This window comes from Microbulbifer agarilyticus, assembly GCF_019800665.1.
Taxonomy (GTDB): Bacteria; Pseudomonadota; Gammaproteobacteria; order Pseudomonadales; family Cellvibrionaceae; genus Microbulbifer; species Microbulbifer agarilyticus_C.
Genome location: NZ_JAHVKO010000002.1, coordinates 71746 through 88076 on the forward strand (window position 1 = coordinate 71746; position 16331 = coordinate 88076).

12 protein-coding genes are annotated in these 16331 nt (G+C 55.1%); 1 reads left to right on the forward strand and 11 read right to left on the reverse strand.

What is annotated here, in order from left to right; translation table 11 throughout:
* The first annotated feature begins 163 nt into the window (after window positions 1–163).
* Entirely contained in the window at window positions 164–793 is a 630-nt protein-coding gene (locus tag KUV22_RS04665; RefSeq protein ID WP_222228903.1) for a class I SAM-dependent methyltransferase, read from the forward strand.
* Here the strand turns inward: KUV22_RS04665 and KUV22_RS04670 are convergent.
* From KUV22_RS04670 to KUV22_RS04720, 11 genes are all read right to left on the reverse strand, one after another.
* Window positions 722–1900 carry a prenyltransferase/squalene oxidase repeat-containing protein gene (locus tag KUV22_RS04670; RefSeq protein WP_390625228.1) on the reverse strand — a complete coding sequence of 393 codons (1179 nt, stop codon included), beginning with the start codon at window positions 1898–1900 and terminating at the stop codon, window positions 722–724. The two genes, KUV22_RS04665 and KUV22_RS04670, sit on opposite strands and share 72 nt — an antisense overlap.
* Window positions 1897–2700 carry a class I SAM-dependent methyltransferase gene (locus KUV22_RS04675; protein WP_222228904.1) on the reverse strand — a complete coding sequence of 268 codons (804 nt, stop codon included), beginning with the start codon at window positions 2698–2700 and terminating at the stop codon, window positions 1897–1899. Before KUV22_RS04675 ends, KUV22_RS04670 begins: the two co-directional genes overlap by 4 nt.
* A complete protein-coding gene (locus tag KUV22_RS04680; protein WP_222228905.1) occupies window positions 2700–4127 on the reverse strand; it encodes a glycosyltransferase family 4 protein in 1428 nt (475 codons plus the stop codon). Before KUV22_RS04680 ends, KUV22_RS04675 begins: the two co-directional genes overlap by 1 nt.
* A 279-nt stretch (window positions 4128–4406) precedes the next feature.
* Window positions 4407–5222, reverse strand: a complete 816-nt coding sequence (locus KUV22_RS04685) for an OmpW/AlkL family protein (protein WP_222228907.1) — start codon at window positions 5220–5222, stop codon at window positions 4407–4409.
* Window positions 5223–5630: 408 nt separating this feature from the next.
* Window positions 5631–7016, reverse strand: coding sequence for a glutamine synthetase family protein (locus tag KUV22_RS04690; RefSeq protein ID WP_222228909.1), 1386 nt, complete (start codon window positions 7014–7016; stop codon window positions 5631–5633).
* An 81-nt stretch (window positions 7017–7097) separates the two neighbouring features.
* Window positions 7098–8447, reverse strand: a complete 1350-nt coding sequence (locus KUV22_RS04695; protein WP_222228911.1) for an aspartate aminotransferase family protein — start codon at window positions 8445–8447, stop codon at window positions 7098–7100.
* A gap of 333 nt (window positions 8448–8780) precedes the next feature.
* A complete protein-coding gene (locus KUV22_RS04700) occupies window positions 8781–10109 on the reverse strand; it encodes a cyanophycinase (protein WP_222228912.1) in 1329 nt (442 codons plus the stop codon).
* Window positions 10106–10486: a helix-turn-helix domain-containing protein gene (locus KUV22_RS04705; protein WP_222228915.1), complete on the reverse strand. Its 381-nt coding sequence runs from the start codon at window positions 10484–10486 to the stop codon at window positions 10106–10108. The genes KUV22_RS04700 and KUV22_RS04705 overlap by 4 nt, the downstream gene beginning before the upstream one ends.
* Before the next feature lie 39 nt (window positions 10487–10525).
* Window positions 10526–11698 (reverse strand): beta-aspartyl-peptidase, encoded by a 1173-nt coding sequence (gene iadA / locus KUV22_RS04710; RefSeq protein WP_222228917.1) that lies wholly within the window; start codon window positions 11696–11698, stop codon window positions 10526–10528.
* Between the two features lie 17 nt (window positions 11699–11715).
* Window positions 11716–13242, reverse strand: coding sequence for a putative basic amino acid antiporter YfcC (gene yfcC / locus KUV22_RS04715; protein WP_222228919.1), 1527 nt, complete (start codon window positions 13240–13242; stop codon window positions 11716–11718).
* Between the two features lie 81 nt (window positions 13243–13323).
* Window positions 13324–16191: a TonB-dependent receptor domain-containing protein gene (locus KUV22_RS04720; RefSeq protein ID WP_222228921.1), complete on the reverse strand. Its 2868-nt coding sequence runs from the start codon at window positions 16189–16191 to the stop codon at window positions 13324–13326.
* Window positions 16192–16331 lie beyond the last annotated feature (140 nt).

Consider the following 16331-nt stretch of genomic DNA (forward strand, 5'->3'; position numbering starts at 1 on the left):
CAGCACAACCAACAGTATCAACGGCTATTTTCTAACCGTAACTGCGACAGATCTGGTCAGCAAAGCTGTCGAGCCAGCACATTGCAAAACGGCGGTGTAACACGTACCGTCACGCTCAACTCAACACTTAACTCACTAAATATTGTCGCGAGATACTCTGAAAATGGACGCAGCCCTGCCGTTAGAACTCCCCCTGGATATCAACACCGTGAAAGGCTTTCTCGCTGACAGTGAAGGCGCGGCGCTGTACCGGCTTGCCGCTGAAGCCAGCGACCGCGGCCCCTGCCTGGAAATTGGCAGTTACTGTGGGAAATCCACCATTTACCTGGGCAGTGCCTGCAAACTGATGAACAACACCTTATTTGCGGTAGATCATCACCGTGGATCCGAGGAACATCAGCCTGGCGAGGAGTACCACGATCGCGAGCTGTTCGATGATCGCAGCCAACTTATGGATAGTTTCCACGCGTTCCGCACCAATATGCGCGCGGCACAGCTTGAGGAACATGTGGTTCCCGTGGTTGCCCCGACTACCGTGGCAGCGCGCCACTGGAACACACCTCTGGGCCTCGTATTTATCGACGGCGGCCACTCCTTTGAGGCCGCCCTCAACGACTATCGTTGCTGGTCGCGCCATATTGTGCCCGGTGGATTCCTGGCCATTCACGACATCTTCCCAAATCCGGAAGACGGTGGGCAGGCGCCCTATGACATCTACAAACTAGCGCTGGCCTCCGGCCAGTTCGAGCTGGTGGAGATGGTCGAGACTCTCGGTATCCTGCGCCGACTCTGAGGCGCTATTAACCAGGTTCACGCTGGTGAACAGTTTGCTGGCAGGGGTAAGCCCTGCCAGTGCATCCGCAGCCAACAGCATGGCACCCACCGTCCAGGTGGTTTTCTCCTCAGGCCACACCGCTCTATCCCGGTACACGTAACCCGTCCAGTAACCGCCATCGCTGTCTTGCCAGCGGTGCAAACCGCGATACAAAGCACGCGCCTTACTCATCTCGCCCGCCGCCAATAAGGCCATGGTTAACTCGCAGGACTCGGCTACGGTCACCCAGGGTTCATCATTTACACAACGACACCCCAATTCGGGCACCACAAATTCGTCCCATTTCTGCTGCAGGCGCGCCTTGGCTGCGTCGCCGGAGAAAGCACCGGTCAATACCGGGTAGAACCAATCCATGGAAAAGCGCGCTTTGCTTTCCCAGGTGCGGTCAAATCGATGGGGTTTTTCCCGCAGTGCCACACCCAGACGCTCGCGCGCTTCGAACCACTCGGGTTTGGATACCTGCAACACCGTGGCAATATTGATCCCACACTCCAGACTCTTGAAGATGGAGGCACACCCGGTGATCAGCGCGTCCTCCATGGGCGCACCGTCACTATCCACGGCCCACTGAATTTCTCCGTGAGCAGACTGCAGCTTCAGTACAAACTCCAGCGCGGCCTCAGCCATACCCCAGTTACGCGCGAGAAAAGCGCGATCACCCGAAATGAGATAGTGATGCCAGATCCCGGTGGCAACATAAGCGACGAAGTTTGATTCGCGCCGCTCACCGTTATCGACTTTATTGTCGCGGTAGGCCGCCCACCAACTGCCATCATCCAACTGCTGGGTCGCCAACCAGGCATATGCCCGCTCAGCGGCGGCAAACTCTCCGGCAATACTGAGGCCCATAGCCGCTTCCACGTGATCCCAAGGGTCTGCATAGTGCCCTTCAAACCAGGGGATACATCCATCCGCCTGCTGCTGCGACAAAATATAATCCGCACTCGTCCGCACAAAATTTTTCGGCAGAAGCGGAAACGCGTTTCCACCAGGTGTGGCGTCCGTATCCTGTTCTGTAGAAGAAACCGCAGGGGAAGCCGCTAGCGTACCCATTACACCGCTCATACCGTCGACTCCTCTGGCAAAGCGGCCTGTTTTGCCGGCGCAGCTTGTGCTGACACAACTGATGAATCCTGCGCTACAGGTACATCACGCTCGGCTGATGGTTTTACAAAATACAAGGCAACACTTTTACCCAGTACTGGATTCAATACGGCTTCTAATCCGCGTGTCAGCATCGGGCGCTCCATCATGTCCCACACCAGGAAACGGTGATACTGGCGCAGGATGGGTTTGTCATCCTGCTCCCAGAACAAGCATTTCAGCCACCAGAACGGCGCGTGCAGAGCGTGCGCCTTGTGGCGAGCAAAGTATTTGAACCCCAGGGATTCGATCGCTTTGCGCAGGCCTTTTTCGCGGAAGATACGAATGTGCCCGCCCTCTACCTGGTGATAGGCATCGGACAATTTCCAGCACACCCACTCGGGAAAAAATGCCGGCACGGTTGCAGCAAATACGCCGCAAGGCTTTAACACTCGCAGAATTTCGCCAAGCACGCCCTGATAGTCCTCGATGTGCTCGAGTACTTCTGAGCAAATGACCACGTCAAAATGATCCGCAGGAAACGGTAACTCCAGCGCATTACCAACACAGAACTGTAAACTGCCCGCTTGCTGGCCACTGTCTGCAAAGGGTTGCGCGCGTTCGGCTGCGGTGGCCAAATCCTGCGCACTCAAATCGACGCCAAAAATTTCGACCTGGTCAGTGATGGAGAAATGAATCGCATGGCGTCCTTCGCCACAACCAAGATCCAGCACACGCTGCCCTGGCCGCAAATTCAGCAACTTGGGGTCAACCGTAATCATCAGGCAGCGGCTCCCCGACTATTGGTATTGGGATCAATCTCATCGCTGGCATTAACATAATCCGTCTGCTCAGTAGAAACCGCTGACGATGCACCTGGAAAAGCCTGTGGTTGAGAGCGTAACGAGGTAGCACTCGTCGTCGCGCTCTGAGCGGCCTTAACAATCACGCTGCGGTAATACGCCACCAAGTTCTCGGCAGCCACTTGCCAGGAAAACAACTCTTCGATACGACGGCGCCCGGCTTTACCCAAAGACGCGTGCAAAGCTGGATCTTGCAGCACCTGTTCGATCGCGCGCGCCAAAGCAGAACTATCACCAGCGGGAACCACAATCCCGGCATCACCAACAACTTCGGGTAGTGCACCGCCATCACTGGAAATCACCGGCACCCCACAGGCCATGGCTTCACCTGCGGGAAGCCCAAAGCCCTCATAAAGAGATGGGCACACAACCATGCCCGCAGAGGCGTAATATCGCGCCATTTCCTCATTGGAGATTCCCGATACAAAACGCACACTGGATTCAAGGTCAAGTTCGCGCAGCAGCTGTTCGGTCGCCCCGCCCTCCTGCAGCTTACCCACCACCAGCAATTCCAACTGCGGATAGCGGGCACGTAGCGAAGCCATTGCTTGCAACAGAAAACGCAGCCCCTTCAGCGGCTGGTCTGCCGATGCAGTCGTCATAATACGCATGGGGTTCTGGTGGACGTCGGCTTGCGGCCTGAACAGCTGTGTATCGATACCGTTGTAAATCAATTTCAGCTGCTCGGGTAACACACCAAACTGCGACACGATGTCGTCGAACGACTGCGAGGAAACGGTGACGATGTGCTTCAGCTTACGAGACACCCGGATCTGCATGCCGAGAAAACTGTGCCAGCGGCGCACCAGCAACCGATAAAACCAATCCGGCGCGGCATCCAGCGCCAGCTGCCGATCACGGGTAATCGGATGATGAATAGTTGCCACCACAGGCAGGCCGGACTTTTCGATGTCCAGCAAGCCATAGCACAGCGACTGATTGTCGTGCACCACGTCGTAATTCCGACCGTGCTTGCGCAAGTAACGGGCAACTCGCCGGCCAAAGGTATATGGCTCGACGAAGCCACCGGTGAGTTTGCCAAACCATTCGTAAAAGTCTGCCCAACTCAATAAATGCTTGAATTTCAGTGCACGAGTGGGTTTTGGGTGTTCGTATAAATTGAGGCCTGGCATTTTGATCAGGCGCACACGCGGGTCGAGTTCCGGGTAGGGCTGCCCAGAAATCACGTCCACTTTGTGCCCTGCATCCGTAAGCGCCTTGCTCAGGTAATGAAGGTAAACACCCTGACCACCGCAGTGGGGATGACTTCGATATCCGAGCAAGCAAATATTCAGGGGCCTGGATTCGGCCGATGGACCGTCGGTGTGATTTCCCAAGGCGGTCATAAATTCCCCGTAATTATTGTTCTGGCGGGCAATTAATCCGATTCCGCCGCTAGCAACCGGAATTTGCCGGTTCTGGATGGGGCGAAGAATACACTGGCGGGGATATGACTGCTAGGCAAAACCCAACCACATCGAAGGCCAGACCACTCAGTCCAAAACCGCCAAATCAGGGTAAAAATCTACCGGTACACGGCACATTTCGCCCCTGAAAGGGACGACAAAGCCTCGGCCCACCACACCTGGCGGGCCAAGACAAAGGAGTCTGGAGCATTTGTTCGATCAGAAGCTGAACTTATAGCCCACTCCCAGATTAAAGATCCAGGAATCGTAGTCCAGGTCCTCGCGGATACGAATGGTGTCGAAGACAATATCATTTCTGAGCGCAATATTATCAACACCCAACTCCAATTCTGGGTCCGCATCCACCCACATCGCAGAGGCATTGAACAGCCAGTTAGCATTGCGGCCGAACTCAATGTCGATACCTACCTGAGCAGTCCAACCCCAAGAGCTACCGAAATTCATCAGACCACGATCTGCCCGGCCAACAAATTGCCCGTTATCGTTAATCACATCCTCAATGAATACTGGCCGCAGGAAATCCTGCTTGATGTCGGTGTAGTTTACGCCCAGCCCAAAATACGGTTGGACCCAACTTTCTACGCACACCGGATACCAGTTGGCAAACAGGCTGGTCACACTCGTATCAAATCCGCGCAGGTTATCACGGCGGCGAATGTCGATATCCTGACCAGTGGCAGTTATGGTGTAGTCCGCATCCATGTCAGCCTGGTTCATGTGATACAACTCAACCGCCCAGTGGTCGGCGACAAAGAAAGTACCATTAATAAACCAAGAGGAGTCGCTATCGAAAGTAATACGCTCGCGAATCTCTACCGGAATCGTCGCATCCGGATCATCTGGATCCACAATATCGATAACGTTGCGGCTGGAATAAGCGGAGGTGCTATCCGCGTCGATATAAGAACCGCCGACGCGGAATATGAAATCGCCACCAGTAAAGTCGGCAATCGCCGGTGAGGTCGCACTGGCGGCGGCAATCGCCAGCGGCAGAAGAAGAGACTTGGTTCGCATGGTAACTCCTTTTAACACTAAATGCTCCATAGCCGCCGGGGACAACGAACAAAAAATGACCCGTGCGTGCGGTTAGTTTCAGTATAGGTGGAGTTTTCTAAAAAACAGCAAGTACTGCCTAAGGTTTAAGCCGCAAATGGGAAGAAATTTCTGCAAAAAGTTTTCGACCAAAAAAAATGCCCGCCATAGGGCGGGCCAGATTTCTCGAACACACTTTCAGGAGGAGAGTTTGCGACGCACTGAGCAAACAAGTACTCAGTTGTCTGTGTTTAGGTATAGCAGAGCAGGCACTGCTACTTCCTGAACTGTCATCAAACCCTTTGCATTGTGGCGGTAAACTGCGCCGAGCAAAGCCGTGGCGGATTAAATAGCCGAAGCTCTGTCATTAAAGTATTTATCGAAGGCAAATCACGCGCGATGCAAATAACTCTGGTATTCAACGTCAGTAACTCGCGCGGCAATTTCCGCCTGCTCCTGTCGTTTCAATAATACAAACAGATCTACAAATTCCGGATCAAGGTATTCACGCCACAATGCACTTTGCTCGAAGCGCTTGAGCGCGCCACTCCAGGTATTGATGAGCTGTTCACTCTCTACCTGATACGCATCACCTTCCACCGGTGCGCCTGGCTGGAGCTTATTTTCCAAACCATGACAAACTCCGGCAAGAATTGCCGCCAACACCAGATAGGCATTCACATCGGCACCGGCGATACGGTGCTCAATGCGGCGCGCAGCTGGCTCACTAGCGGGAATACGGAATGTCACCGTCCGGTTGTCATAGCCCCAACACAGATTCAAGGGTGCATGACTGCTTTCCTGAAAGCGGCGGTAGGAGTTCGCGTGAGGGGCAAAAATTGCCATGGCGTCATTAGCAGTCGCCATCATACCCGCCACGGCTTGCTGCAATAATTCAGAGCCTTCATCGGTGCCGTCGTTAAAGACGTTATTGCCATCTTTATCGACCAGACTCATATGCACATGCATACCATTCCCGGCGAGCTCTCCAAATGGCTTGGCCATGGTACTAACCCGAAGCCCATGGCTGCGTGCAACACCTTTTAACAGACGTTTGAACAGCAAGGTCTGATCGGCAACTTTTACCGGGTCATCGCTATGCAATAAATTGATTTCGAACTGGCCGGGTGCGCACTCAGACAGAATAGAGTCAGCAGGAATTCCCTGCTCTTCACAGGCAGCGCGCACATCGGCAAAGAAATGCCGCTGGGCATCCAACTCTGCCAGGTCGTACACATCGGTAGAAGGCACCAGCTCGCTGTCATTGTCACTAACCGGACGCGGGCGCCCCAATTCATCGGAGTCCTCTCGCAACAGGTAGAACTCCACCTCGGTAGCACACACGGCCTTCAGCCCCAGACGCGCGAGGCGTTCAACCACTTTCTGCAGTTGCGCGCGCGGGTCTGCGTAAAGCACAGAACCGTCGGCTTCGTGCAACTGCATGTGCAGCTGTGCAGTCTGCTCCCGATGCCATGGCGCCAGACAAATTGGCGAGACCGGTTGGCACACCCCGTCACTATCACCACTGGCAAATACCAGCGGACTGTTTTCAATATCGCGACCCCAAATATCCAGGCTCACGGCACTGCGGGGCATTTGCAAGCCACCCTTCAATAATTTTTTGGCGGAATCTGCGGGCAGCCACTTCCCCCTCGGCACACCGTTAATGTCGAAGGCGAAGCCTTCGATCCATTTAAGGTCCGGGTGATCCGCAAGGAACGCATTCGAGGTTTCGAGGATTTCCGCGGGCGGCTGATATTTTTCTTTTGCTGCCATAAAAGGGATTCACGCTGTTGAAGGATGCTATTGAAAGGGGACGACCCCCACTACAAATCTAGTGGAGGCCTAGTTTGGATATTACGCCATAGCCTTGGCGGTTTCATCCAGCGCACGGTGCGCCTTGTCCACCAGCTCGTCAATATGTGCGGTATCCAGAATCAGCGGCGGAGCAATAATCATGGTGTCGCCCGTTGCCCGCATCACCAGTCCGTTCTTGATGCTCATATCGCGACAAACAGCACCAGCAGTGCAGTCATCGTCAAAGCGCGCGCGGCTGCCTTTATCTTTCACCAGCTCCAGTGCACCTACCAGGCCGAGAGTTCGCGCCTCGCCCACGATTGGGTGATCAGCCAGTTCCGCCCAGCGCTTGGCAAGGTATGGTCCAGTGACATCACGCACGTTTTCAATGATCTTTTCATTGCGCAGGATGTTGACGGTCACGATACCCGCCATACAGGCTGCCGGGTGCGCAGAGTAAGTATAACCATGGGTAAACTCACCACCCTTGGCCTTGATGACTTCCGCCACACGGTCGCTCACCATGGTGCCGCCGAGTGGGAAGTAACCATTGGTAACTGCCTTGGCAAAGGTCATCAGGTCCGGCTTCATACCGTAGTAATCCGCACCAAACCATTCACCGGTACGTCCGAAGCCAAAGATCACCTCGTCCATTACCAGCAGGATGTCGTACTGATCCAGAACCTTCTTCACTTCCGGCCAGTAAGTTTCCGGCGGAATAATCACACCACCCGCACCCTGAATTGGCTCGGCGATAAAGGCGGCTACTTTTTCCGGCCCCAGTTCCTGGATTTTTTCATCCAGACAACGCGCGGCGTAGATACCAAACTCTTCCGGTGACATGTCACCACCTTCACCGAACCAGTATGGCTGCTGAATGTGCTCAATGTAGTCCAGCGCCTGGAACTGCTTATGCATACCACTCATGCCACCCAGGCTGGCACCACCAATAGTGGAACCGTGATAGGCGTTCTGGCGAGAGATCACAATGCGCTTCTGCGGCTGGTCTTTCAGATCCCAGTAGCGACGGATGATTCGCAGGTTGGTGTCATTGGCCTCACTACCGGAACCGGTGAAGAACACGTTGTTCATACCAGCCGGGGTCACCTCGGAAAGCAGGTCGGCGAGTTCAATGGAGGGCACGGTGGTGCACTGGAAGAAGCTGTTGTAGAACGGCAGCTTGTTGAGCTGCTCGTAGATGGCTTCACTGATTTCCCGACGGCTGTAGCCAAGGTTACAACACCACAGGCCGGACATGCCGTCGAGCATGGTGTGGCCATCAATATCGGTGATGTACGGACCTTCCGCACTGGTGATTACACGGGTGCCCTGTTTGCCAAGGTCGTGGAAATCGGTAAACGGATGCAACAGGTGATCGCGGTCATGCTGTTGTAGCTGATTTTTGTTCATGAACTCACTCCTGAATCGAAAAACGCCTGCGCCATCTATACATTGCAGACAGCGCCGTAAAATGTGATCACATTCTAGAGGCAAGACCGGAAGTGGTGCAACCGCTATTCGCAACTCAGTCGCACCTCAGTCGCAAAGAGGCCACCGCCGCACGAATAGCACTAGCCTAGTGCCACCGGGCCACGAGTAGTTGCGCGGTTTGAGACCAGTAATCGCGAGGGAGTAAAGAAAGTAGAGAGGCAAGGCCGAGAAACGGCCTGAAACGCCGAGAAAATAGCAGACCAGCCGGTCAATGAGGTAAATCACATGGACCAGCCGGTAGAAATTGAAAAGTTAGCTGGAAGCCGGGGTCACGGTGACCGCAACCGGGACCACATCCAGGGCAACATCAACGATCGAGTACTGATCTTTGGTACCAGAGCCATAGCGCCAGAAGCCCCGAGACTGCTCGGTCTGCTGAAACTGGAACAATACCCCCTGCCCCGTTTCGTCGTTAAACGCGTAGCGCCGCAACTCACGCACTTCTCGATTGTCCAGCAAGGAAAAGCCGAGCAAATGATCCAGGCGCTGGTTTGCGAGTGCGATACCGGCGCCCTGGGTCGCATGATAACCGAAGGCCTCATTGCCCGGCGTTTCACTGCCAGAGATCGTTACCTTGCCGGTTTCCCAAGCCAGGGTGTCCCCCGCACTCAAAACACTTAGACGCAAACCTTCGGCCGCGAATGCCCCGTCTTCAGGCGCGAACTGCGCCGTACGGCCGTCTGCCACCACCAGGTTGCCAGCACCCAGCACTTTCATGGTCTTGTTTTCGAGGTTTACCAGCAGTGCGGTGTCTTCATCCACCCCATAGCCAACCTGGGAAGCCGCGTCAGAGGAAAAGCCCAGCGCCCGGATCAAGCGTCCAAGACGGGCCTTGCGATCAAAGTGCTGATCCACCACACCAAAGGGTAGGAAACCGAGACCCCGAGCCAGCAACAATTGTCCAGACTCCTGACTGTCCATGCCCGCGTACACTTCAACGCTGGGCAGTGTCAGCGCACTCAAGGAGTCTCCCGCGGCGATCATGGTTTTACTCATAATCGCTGCGCCGGCGCTGGTGCCGCCAACAACGGCGCCACGCGACAGCTGTGCGCGTATCGCGGCGAGCACCGGACCATCTTCCCCGTCTGGTCCGAGCAATGTACCGGTGATTCTGGTCTGATCCCCACCCACAAACCAAATACCACCAACATCCGCCAACGCCTCCGCAAGCACTGCGTCGTTGCCACCATCACGCCACAGACTTTCATCCACCGATTCGGTCGAGGCATCATCCTTTACCGCGATGGGCAGCACACGAATGTCACCCGCAAAACCGAAGTGGCGCAGATCGTCGGCAAACTGTTGTGCGTAGTGCGCGGGTCGACCGGAAGCCGCCGGTACGATCGCCACGCTGGGCAGCTGAGGAGGTATAGATTCGATAAACGCCCGATAGACATCCTTGTTATCGCTTCTCAGCGCACCGCCCACAATTAACAAGCGACCGGATTCGCTGGCAACATGGGTTACATCCGACTCTGTCGATGCAACTTTTTCCAGCGCCCCATCACTTTTGCTGGAGCAACCGGCTCCGACAAGCGCGAACACGAACAGCGACAGACTCGCAATACGCCACAATTTCATAAACTCATCCCTACCCGAAAACTTTCCAACTTTGGCGAATCCACACAAAACTGAAGCGCGGCATCGGAAGGCTCCCCGAACATCCGCTCTCCTCGTGGGCTCCGCCCAAAATGCTCTTTAAAACACCGGCTAAAATGCGAGGCAGAGCGGAAACCGCATTGCTGCCCGATAGCATCGATACTCTGCTCACTTTCCAGCAGCAGCACGCGTGCATGCTGCAGGCGCAACTCACGATAAAAACGTGCTGGTAATATGCCCTTGAAGCGGCTGAATATACGCTCCAGCTTTTTCACCGAAATATCCAGATAAGCGGCCAACTCCGCGGTGCGCAGTGGCTCTGCGAGGTTGTTGCACATCAACGCAAGCGCTTCATCCAATAACTGTCGATCTTGCCAAACCGCCACAGCAGAACCTCGCTATTCAGAGTGTTGAGCCGTCTGCAACGACTGGTCAAACAACTGCCAGCGGCCACGTGCCATTACATGAGTAATTTGGAATCGCTCGGGATCTACCAGCAGTAAGTCCGCGTCGCGACCGGGAGCTACTTGTCCCTTGCGCTTCAGACCGAGCGCCCGCGCCGGGTTGCTGGTGACCGTCTGCAACGCGCGTGACAAGTCCAGCTGCTCATCCTGCACGGCACGTCGGAACTCATCAAACAGGCTGGTGATGGCTCCCACTTCCATATCCCGCAATTGCCCCAAGTCGCAGAAATTTGTCAGTGAACCCTGCGCATCTGAAGAAAAGGTGAGCTGATCTATGGGCGCACCCAGCTCCAGCGCGAGCGCCAGCGCCTGACTTGCACGCATTTCGCCACTCGCCAAGATCTCATCGGTGGTCGACGTGGTGAAGTCGATAAAGCCGCCGGCACAGGCAAACTCGACACCGTGCTCCAGTAGCGACCGGTTGCGGTTCATATGTGTCGGATAAAACTGGGCAATGGGAATTTCGGAATTTTCAACCACATCAAACAACGGCTGTAGACGGCCAGCGCCATCCCCGACATGCACGCTGACTACACCGCCCTTCCCGCTTAGCATCCCAGCGACCCGCGCATCGGCGGCGATGCGCGTCAATTCATCACGGGTTGGGTGAGATGAACGGTGGTCGGAGATCGCCAACTCACCAACGCCAATGATGTTATCAATAAGGATGATGTCACCACGGACACTACCGGTCAGGGTATTCACCGGCACTTGATAAGAGCCCGTCTGGATAAAGCACGAAATACCCTGCGCCTCCAGGGATTTGGCTTTGCCGAACAACTCATTCAGGGTGCGGGTAATCGCATCGGTACCCAAGGCACCGACAACGGAGGTAACGCCGCCGGCAATCGCATCGCGTACATTCAGCTCAGGCGTGCGTGAGCCAAAGCCACCTTCGCCACCGCCTCCAGTGATATGCACCAGCGAGTCAACCAGACCAGGCATCAACCAGGCACCATCGGCATCCACCACTTGGCCGATGTTCTCCGGCAAAGACAGATGCTGATCGATTTTTGCTACCCGGTCGCCCGCCACCAACACATCACAGCGGCCGATACTACGGGGGGCAAATACCTCCGCATTTTTTATCAGAGTAATTTGAGACATAAAAAACTGCTTAGAAATTAAAAGCCGGACACGGCGGCAACCAATACTGCCAGCGACGCGAATAAAAACAGCGCACCTTGCAGTGGCAAGATAAACCGAATCCACACACCCCAATCCAGACGCGCCGCACCCAAGCATCCCATCAATGCTGCGGACGTGGGCACCACAATGTTGGTGAGGCCATCGCCAAGCTGGAACGCAAGCACGGCGGTCTGACGAGTAACGCCCACCACGTCCGCAAGCGGTGCCATGATTGGCATCGTCAGCGCTGCCTGACCGGAGCCGGAGGTAATAAAGAAATTAAATACGGTTTGAAATACCAGCATAAACCAGGCGGAAACCGCGCCCGATACATCCGCCAGGCTATTGCCTGCCACATGCAAGATGGTATTTAGAATACTTGCACCCTGCGGGTCATCGCCGCCGAGCAACAGCACTATGCCTTTAGCAAACGCCACCACCATCGCCGCAGGCAGCAGCTGCTGCGCGCCTTCTTTAAACGCCGCCGCAGCCTTATTGGCAGTGAGCCCATTCAGGCCAAAGGCAATGGAAACCGCGGCGATAACGATACCCATGGTGAAAAACTGACTGGCAATTTCGGGCAGGAAATAACTGCGCTCCACCACCCCCCAGATCATCCACGCGATACCCGCACAGAACAGCAGTAGTACCCAGCCATCTCCGCGGACCATGGTTTGCAATGCATTGGTTGACACGGACTTGTCACGAAACACCTGGTCAGAGGCATAAGCCAGCGAGCGCGAAGGTTTCTGCTGTATACGACGGGCATAAAAAATGGTGTATGCCGCCAGGCCACAGGTGGCCAGCAACCAAAGAACCATGCGCAAGCCACTGCCAGACATCAAAGGAACCCCGGCAATACCCTGGGCAATGCTTACCCCAAAAGGATTCATCCAGGATGTGGCGAAGCCTACCTGCGTTGCGACATAGGTAACCAGCAAAGCGGTAATACTGTCATAACCCATGGAAACCAGTAGGGGTACAACGATCAGGGTGAAAGGAATGACCTCTTCGCCCATACCGAACACCGCCCCACCGAGAGAAAATAGAAAGCACAGTATTGCCAGGTACAGGTGCCCTGCTTCGCGATTGCGCGCAATCACCTGAAACAAACCCCGCTCAACGGAGCCACTGGCAAATATCAAGCCGAAGGCACCACCGGTCAGCAGGATAAACGCGAACACACCAATCGATGCGCCCCACTTGCTGCCGGACACCATGCCCTCAAAGGCAAAATTCAGAAAACCAATACCCCCACCCTCTGCAAACAGTGCCAAACCTGCCGGTTCGTCGGTTGCCTGCTTGTAGCTGGCCGGGTCAATCACACTGCGTTCTACCCCATTCACCACATTGGTGACGGTATCGAATGTGCCCGCAGGGATTAAAAAATTCAGCGCAAACGCAACGACGGCTACCCCCAGCAATATCAGGTAGGTATCCGGCATGGCCCAGGTCTTAGGCACCTGCGATTCCACTGACTCGGAAACGCTAGTGACAGAAGAGTTGGTATCGCTCGTTTGCATAGGAATAAACCGCATTAAATAGAAAAGTACCAGCGGGCGTGCAACGCACGCCCGCTGGGATCAGGTCCTGTGAGACGCCGATCAGAACGCGTAACCGTAGCTCATGGTGTAGAAACGCCCCATGGAGTTATGGTTAAAGTGGTCAACGTTGGCGCCAGTGCCCAGTACCAGCGGCGGCTCCTTATCGAACAGGTTGTTGACGCGCAGGCTCAACCAGCTGCCGTTGTCGAAATCACGGGCGACACGGAGGTCAAAGGTCACCCAGCTATCGACTTCCACATTACCTTCATCGTCAATGTCGACGCGAGATGCGAAGTACTCGTTGCCTTCCTCAAATACGGAATCCAGTACTCGCGGGCTCGGGTCGTCCATATAGCTGTGAACGTAACGAGCGGTCAGAGCAGATGACCAGTCCTCGTAGGTCCAACGCAGGGAACTATTGGCGCGGATACGTGGATAGGTGTAGTTACCCGCTTCTTTCACGATACCCAACGCATCGGATGGCAGTTTGTCGAACTCGTTCAGGTAAGTACCGTCCAGAGTGAAGCGGAAGTTACCCCAGTTTTCGGTGTCAAAGTACTGGGTAAACGCCAGATCTACACCGTTGGTCTTCTGCCAACCGAGGTTGGACAGCTGGAAGTGCGCATCCACTACAAAGCCACCTGCCACTTCAAGGCCAGGCTGACCTGTTGGCAGCTCACCTTCACCTACTACCGCGAAGTCACCATTGAACGCGCGCAGGATGAAGTCATCCTCTTCCACACCGATCAGATTCTCATGCTCGATATTCCAGTAATCGATAGAGATCTCGGTATTTTCGCTCGGCTTCAGCAGGAAGCCCGCACCCCAGGTGGTAGCAGTTTCCGGCTTCAGCTCATCATTGCTCACATCTTCGGACAGCAGAGACTCACCTGACTCGTCAATCAGACCGTCACAGGCCACAGGCGTTACGCTACAGTCGACGGAATAGCTGGAAAGCAAGGTACCCGCACCAACCTGCGCAAGAGATGGCGCACGGAAGGAAGTGGACCAGTTGGAACGGAAGATGATTGCATCGTTAAACGCATGGCGCAGGGCAACCTTGGGGTTGGTGTCGCCACCGAAGTTATCGTAGTGGTCGTAACGCAGGGCGAACTGCAACTCGGTGTTGGCCGCCAGCGGAATCATCTGCTCCATGTAGACCGCCCACTGGTTACGTGCGGCGTCTGCAGAAGTGGAGCTGAAGCCCAGAATCGGCTCGGGGTTCAAGGTGGTAGAAACTGCATCACCAGACGGAGTATCTATCACAGACTCACGGCGGAACTCACCACCAAAGGCCACCTGAACAGTACCGGCCGGCAGCTCGATCCAGCTGCCAGAGATATTACCATCAATGGCGTACAGGCTGGACTTACCACCACGCTTTGCGTCGGTGCGGATCAGATCGTCCATCTCCGCTATCTGATCAATCTGACCACCGAATGGGTTGTACCAGGCAGTGGTTTTGCCGAGGTCCTCACAGGTTTCACCCGCACCAAAACTAGCACTGGGGCGTGCCAGGTCTACTTCCCAGCGATCGACAACAGAACCATCGGTACACAGGTTACCGACGCTGGCATTGTAGAAAGCATCCGCCTTGTACAATCCAGAAATTCCGCGCTGCTCGGATTCACTGCGACCCAGGTTAGCGGCAACTTCCCAGTTCCAGTCGTTTACTTCACCACGCAGGCCAGACACCAGGCGCATGGCCTCACTTTCCACCTCGACCGCACGTGCATCTGGGAACTTACCCCAGGCGAAAATAGGGTAACCGTAATAATCGCTGAAATCGCTGGTTGGATAATCCGGGTGGAAGGAACCTTCCTCAACCAGATCTGCTTTCAGGGCTTCTGGCCACAGGGGGCTTTCCGGATCGAACGGCGCACGGGAGAAGTTTGCCGGAGCGGAGGTACCACGAGACTCACTGGTCTGCAGCATCAGGGTGTTAAACCACTCCAGATTGTCGGAGATATCGTAATTAAACGTGGCAACGACACTCGCGCTCTCGTATTCATCCTGAGTTGCGGCAACCGCATTGGTATTGAATTCACAGTAATCGCCGAAGCTGCCGAAATCAAACTGATCTTCCGGACAGCCGCCGGACGCAGGGCCTTCAGTCTGGTCGTAGTACACCAGGAACAAGTCATTGAAGCTCGGGTAAACACCCTGCTGGCTCGGACGCACAGAGTTCGCGGTCAACTTGCGGTCGCGGTCGTACATTGCGTTACGGGAGAACAGATCAACCACCACCATGGTGTGGCTGTTCTCACCTTCACGGCCCCATACCCAGTTCAGGTTGTATTTGCCTTCATCGGAGCCGGCGGTGGAGTTGCCGTGAGTCAGGGAAATTTCAGAACCGTCAAAATCATCACGCAGTACAAAGTTCACAACGCCTGCAACCGCGTCGGCACCGTAGGTGGCCGCGGCACCACTGGGCAACACTTCCACGCGCTCAATAGCAGACAGCGGGATAGAGTTTACGTCGACGAAAGACTCCTGGCCCTTGGCGAAGGAGCTCACGGAAACACGGCGACCATTCACCAGCACCAGAGTGGAGCTAGCGCCCAGACCGCGCAGGGAAACGCCGGCGGCGCCTACGGGAGTGTCACTGGAGAGCGCGCCGGACGTGGCGGTAGAGAAAGTGCCGCTGCCGCCACCAGTCTGGGACAGCTGCTGCAGAATTTCGATGGGAGAAGTTGCACCGGAAGCTTCGATGTCGTCGCGATCAATCTGTACGACCTGTACTGCACCTTCGGTATCCAGCCCCTTGATGTGGGTACCGGTAACAACGATTTCTTCAACGGACGCATCTGCACCTTTTGGTGCTTCCTGTGCCATTGCGAACGCACTGCTGCCAATCAATGAGCAGCCAAGTGCCAGTCGCACCGCCTTACTCAGTGGCGTTTTATTCAGTTGGGTTCTGTTATCCATTTTATTGCCCTCCAGGAAAAATTCCTGTCTCCGATGGTTGTTTAGTTTTTCTGTGAGATTCGAAATTGCGCGAACTGCAAGCATCAACAATCGACACTTCAGACTCGCAGAAGATTTCCCAGGAAAAACCGGCGGCAATG

Excerpts from the sequence above, each read along its gene's own strand:
- KUV22_RS04700 (WP_222228912.1), bottom strand. The coding sequence starts at position 10,109 with ATGAAATTGTGGCGTATTGCGAGTCTGTCGCTGTTCGTGTTCGCGCTT.
- yfcC (WP_222228919.1), bottom strand. The coding sequence starts at position 13,242 with ATGCAAACGAGCGATACCAACTCTTCTGTCACTAGCGTTTCCGAGTCA.
- KUV22_RS04675 (WP_222228904.1), bottom strand. The coding sequence starts at position 2,700 with ATGATTACGGTTGACCCCAAGTTGCTGAATTTGCGGCCAGGGCAGCGT.
- KUV22_RS04665 (WP_222228903.1), top strand. The coding sequence starts at position 164 with ATGGACGCAGCCCTGCCGTTAGAACTCCCCCTGGATATCAACACCGTG.
- KUV22_RS04695 (WP_222228911.1), bottom strand. The coding sequence starts at position 8,447 with ATGAACAAAAATCAGCTACAACAGCATGACCGCGATCACCTGTTGCAT.
- KUV22_RS04690 (WP_222228909.1), bottom strand. The coding sequence starts at position 7,016 with ATGGCAGCAAAAGAAAAATATCAGCCGCCCGCGGAAATCCTCGAAACC.
- KUV22_RS04685 (WP_222228907.1), bottom strand. The coding sequence starts at position 5,222 with ATGCGAACCAAGTCTCTTCTTCTGCCGCTGGCGATTGCCGCCGCCAGT.
- iadA (WP_222228917.1), bottom strand. The coding sequence starts at position 11,698 with ATGTCTCAAATTACTCTGATAAAAAATGCGGAGGTATTTGCCCCCCGT.
- KUV22_RS04670 (WP_390625228.1), bottom strand. The coding sequence starts at position 1,900 with ATGAGCGGTGTAATGGGTACGCTAGCGGCTTCCCCTGCGGTTTCTTCT.
- KUV22_RS04720 (WP_222228921.1), bottom strand. The coding sequence starts at position 16,191 with ATGGATAACAGAACCCAACTGAATAAAACGCCACTGAGTAAGGCGGTG.
- KUV22_RS04680 (WP_222228905.1), bottom strand. The coding sequence starts at position 4,127 with ATGACCGCCTTGGGAAATCACACCGACGGTCCATCGGCCGAATCCAGG.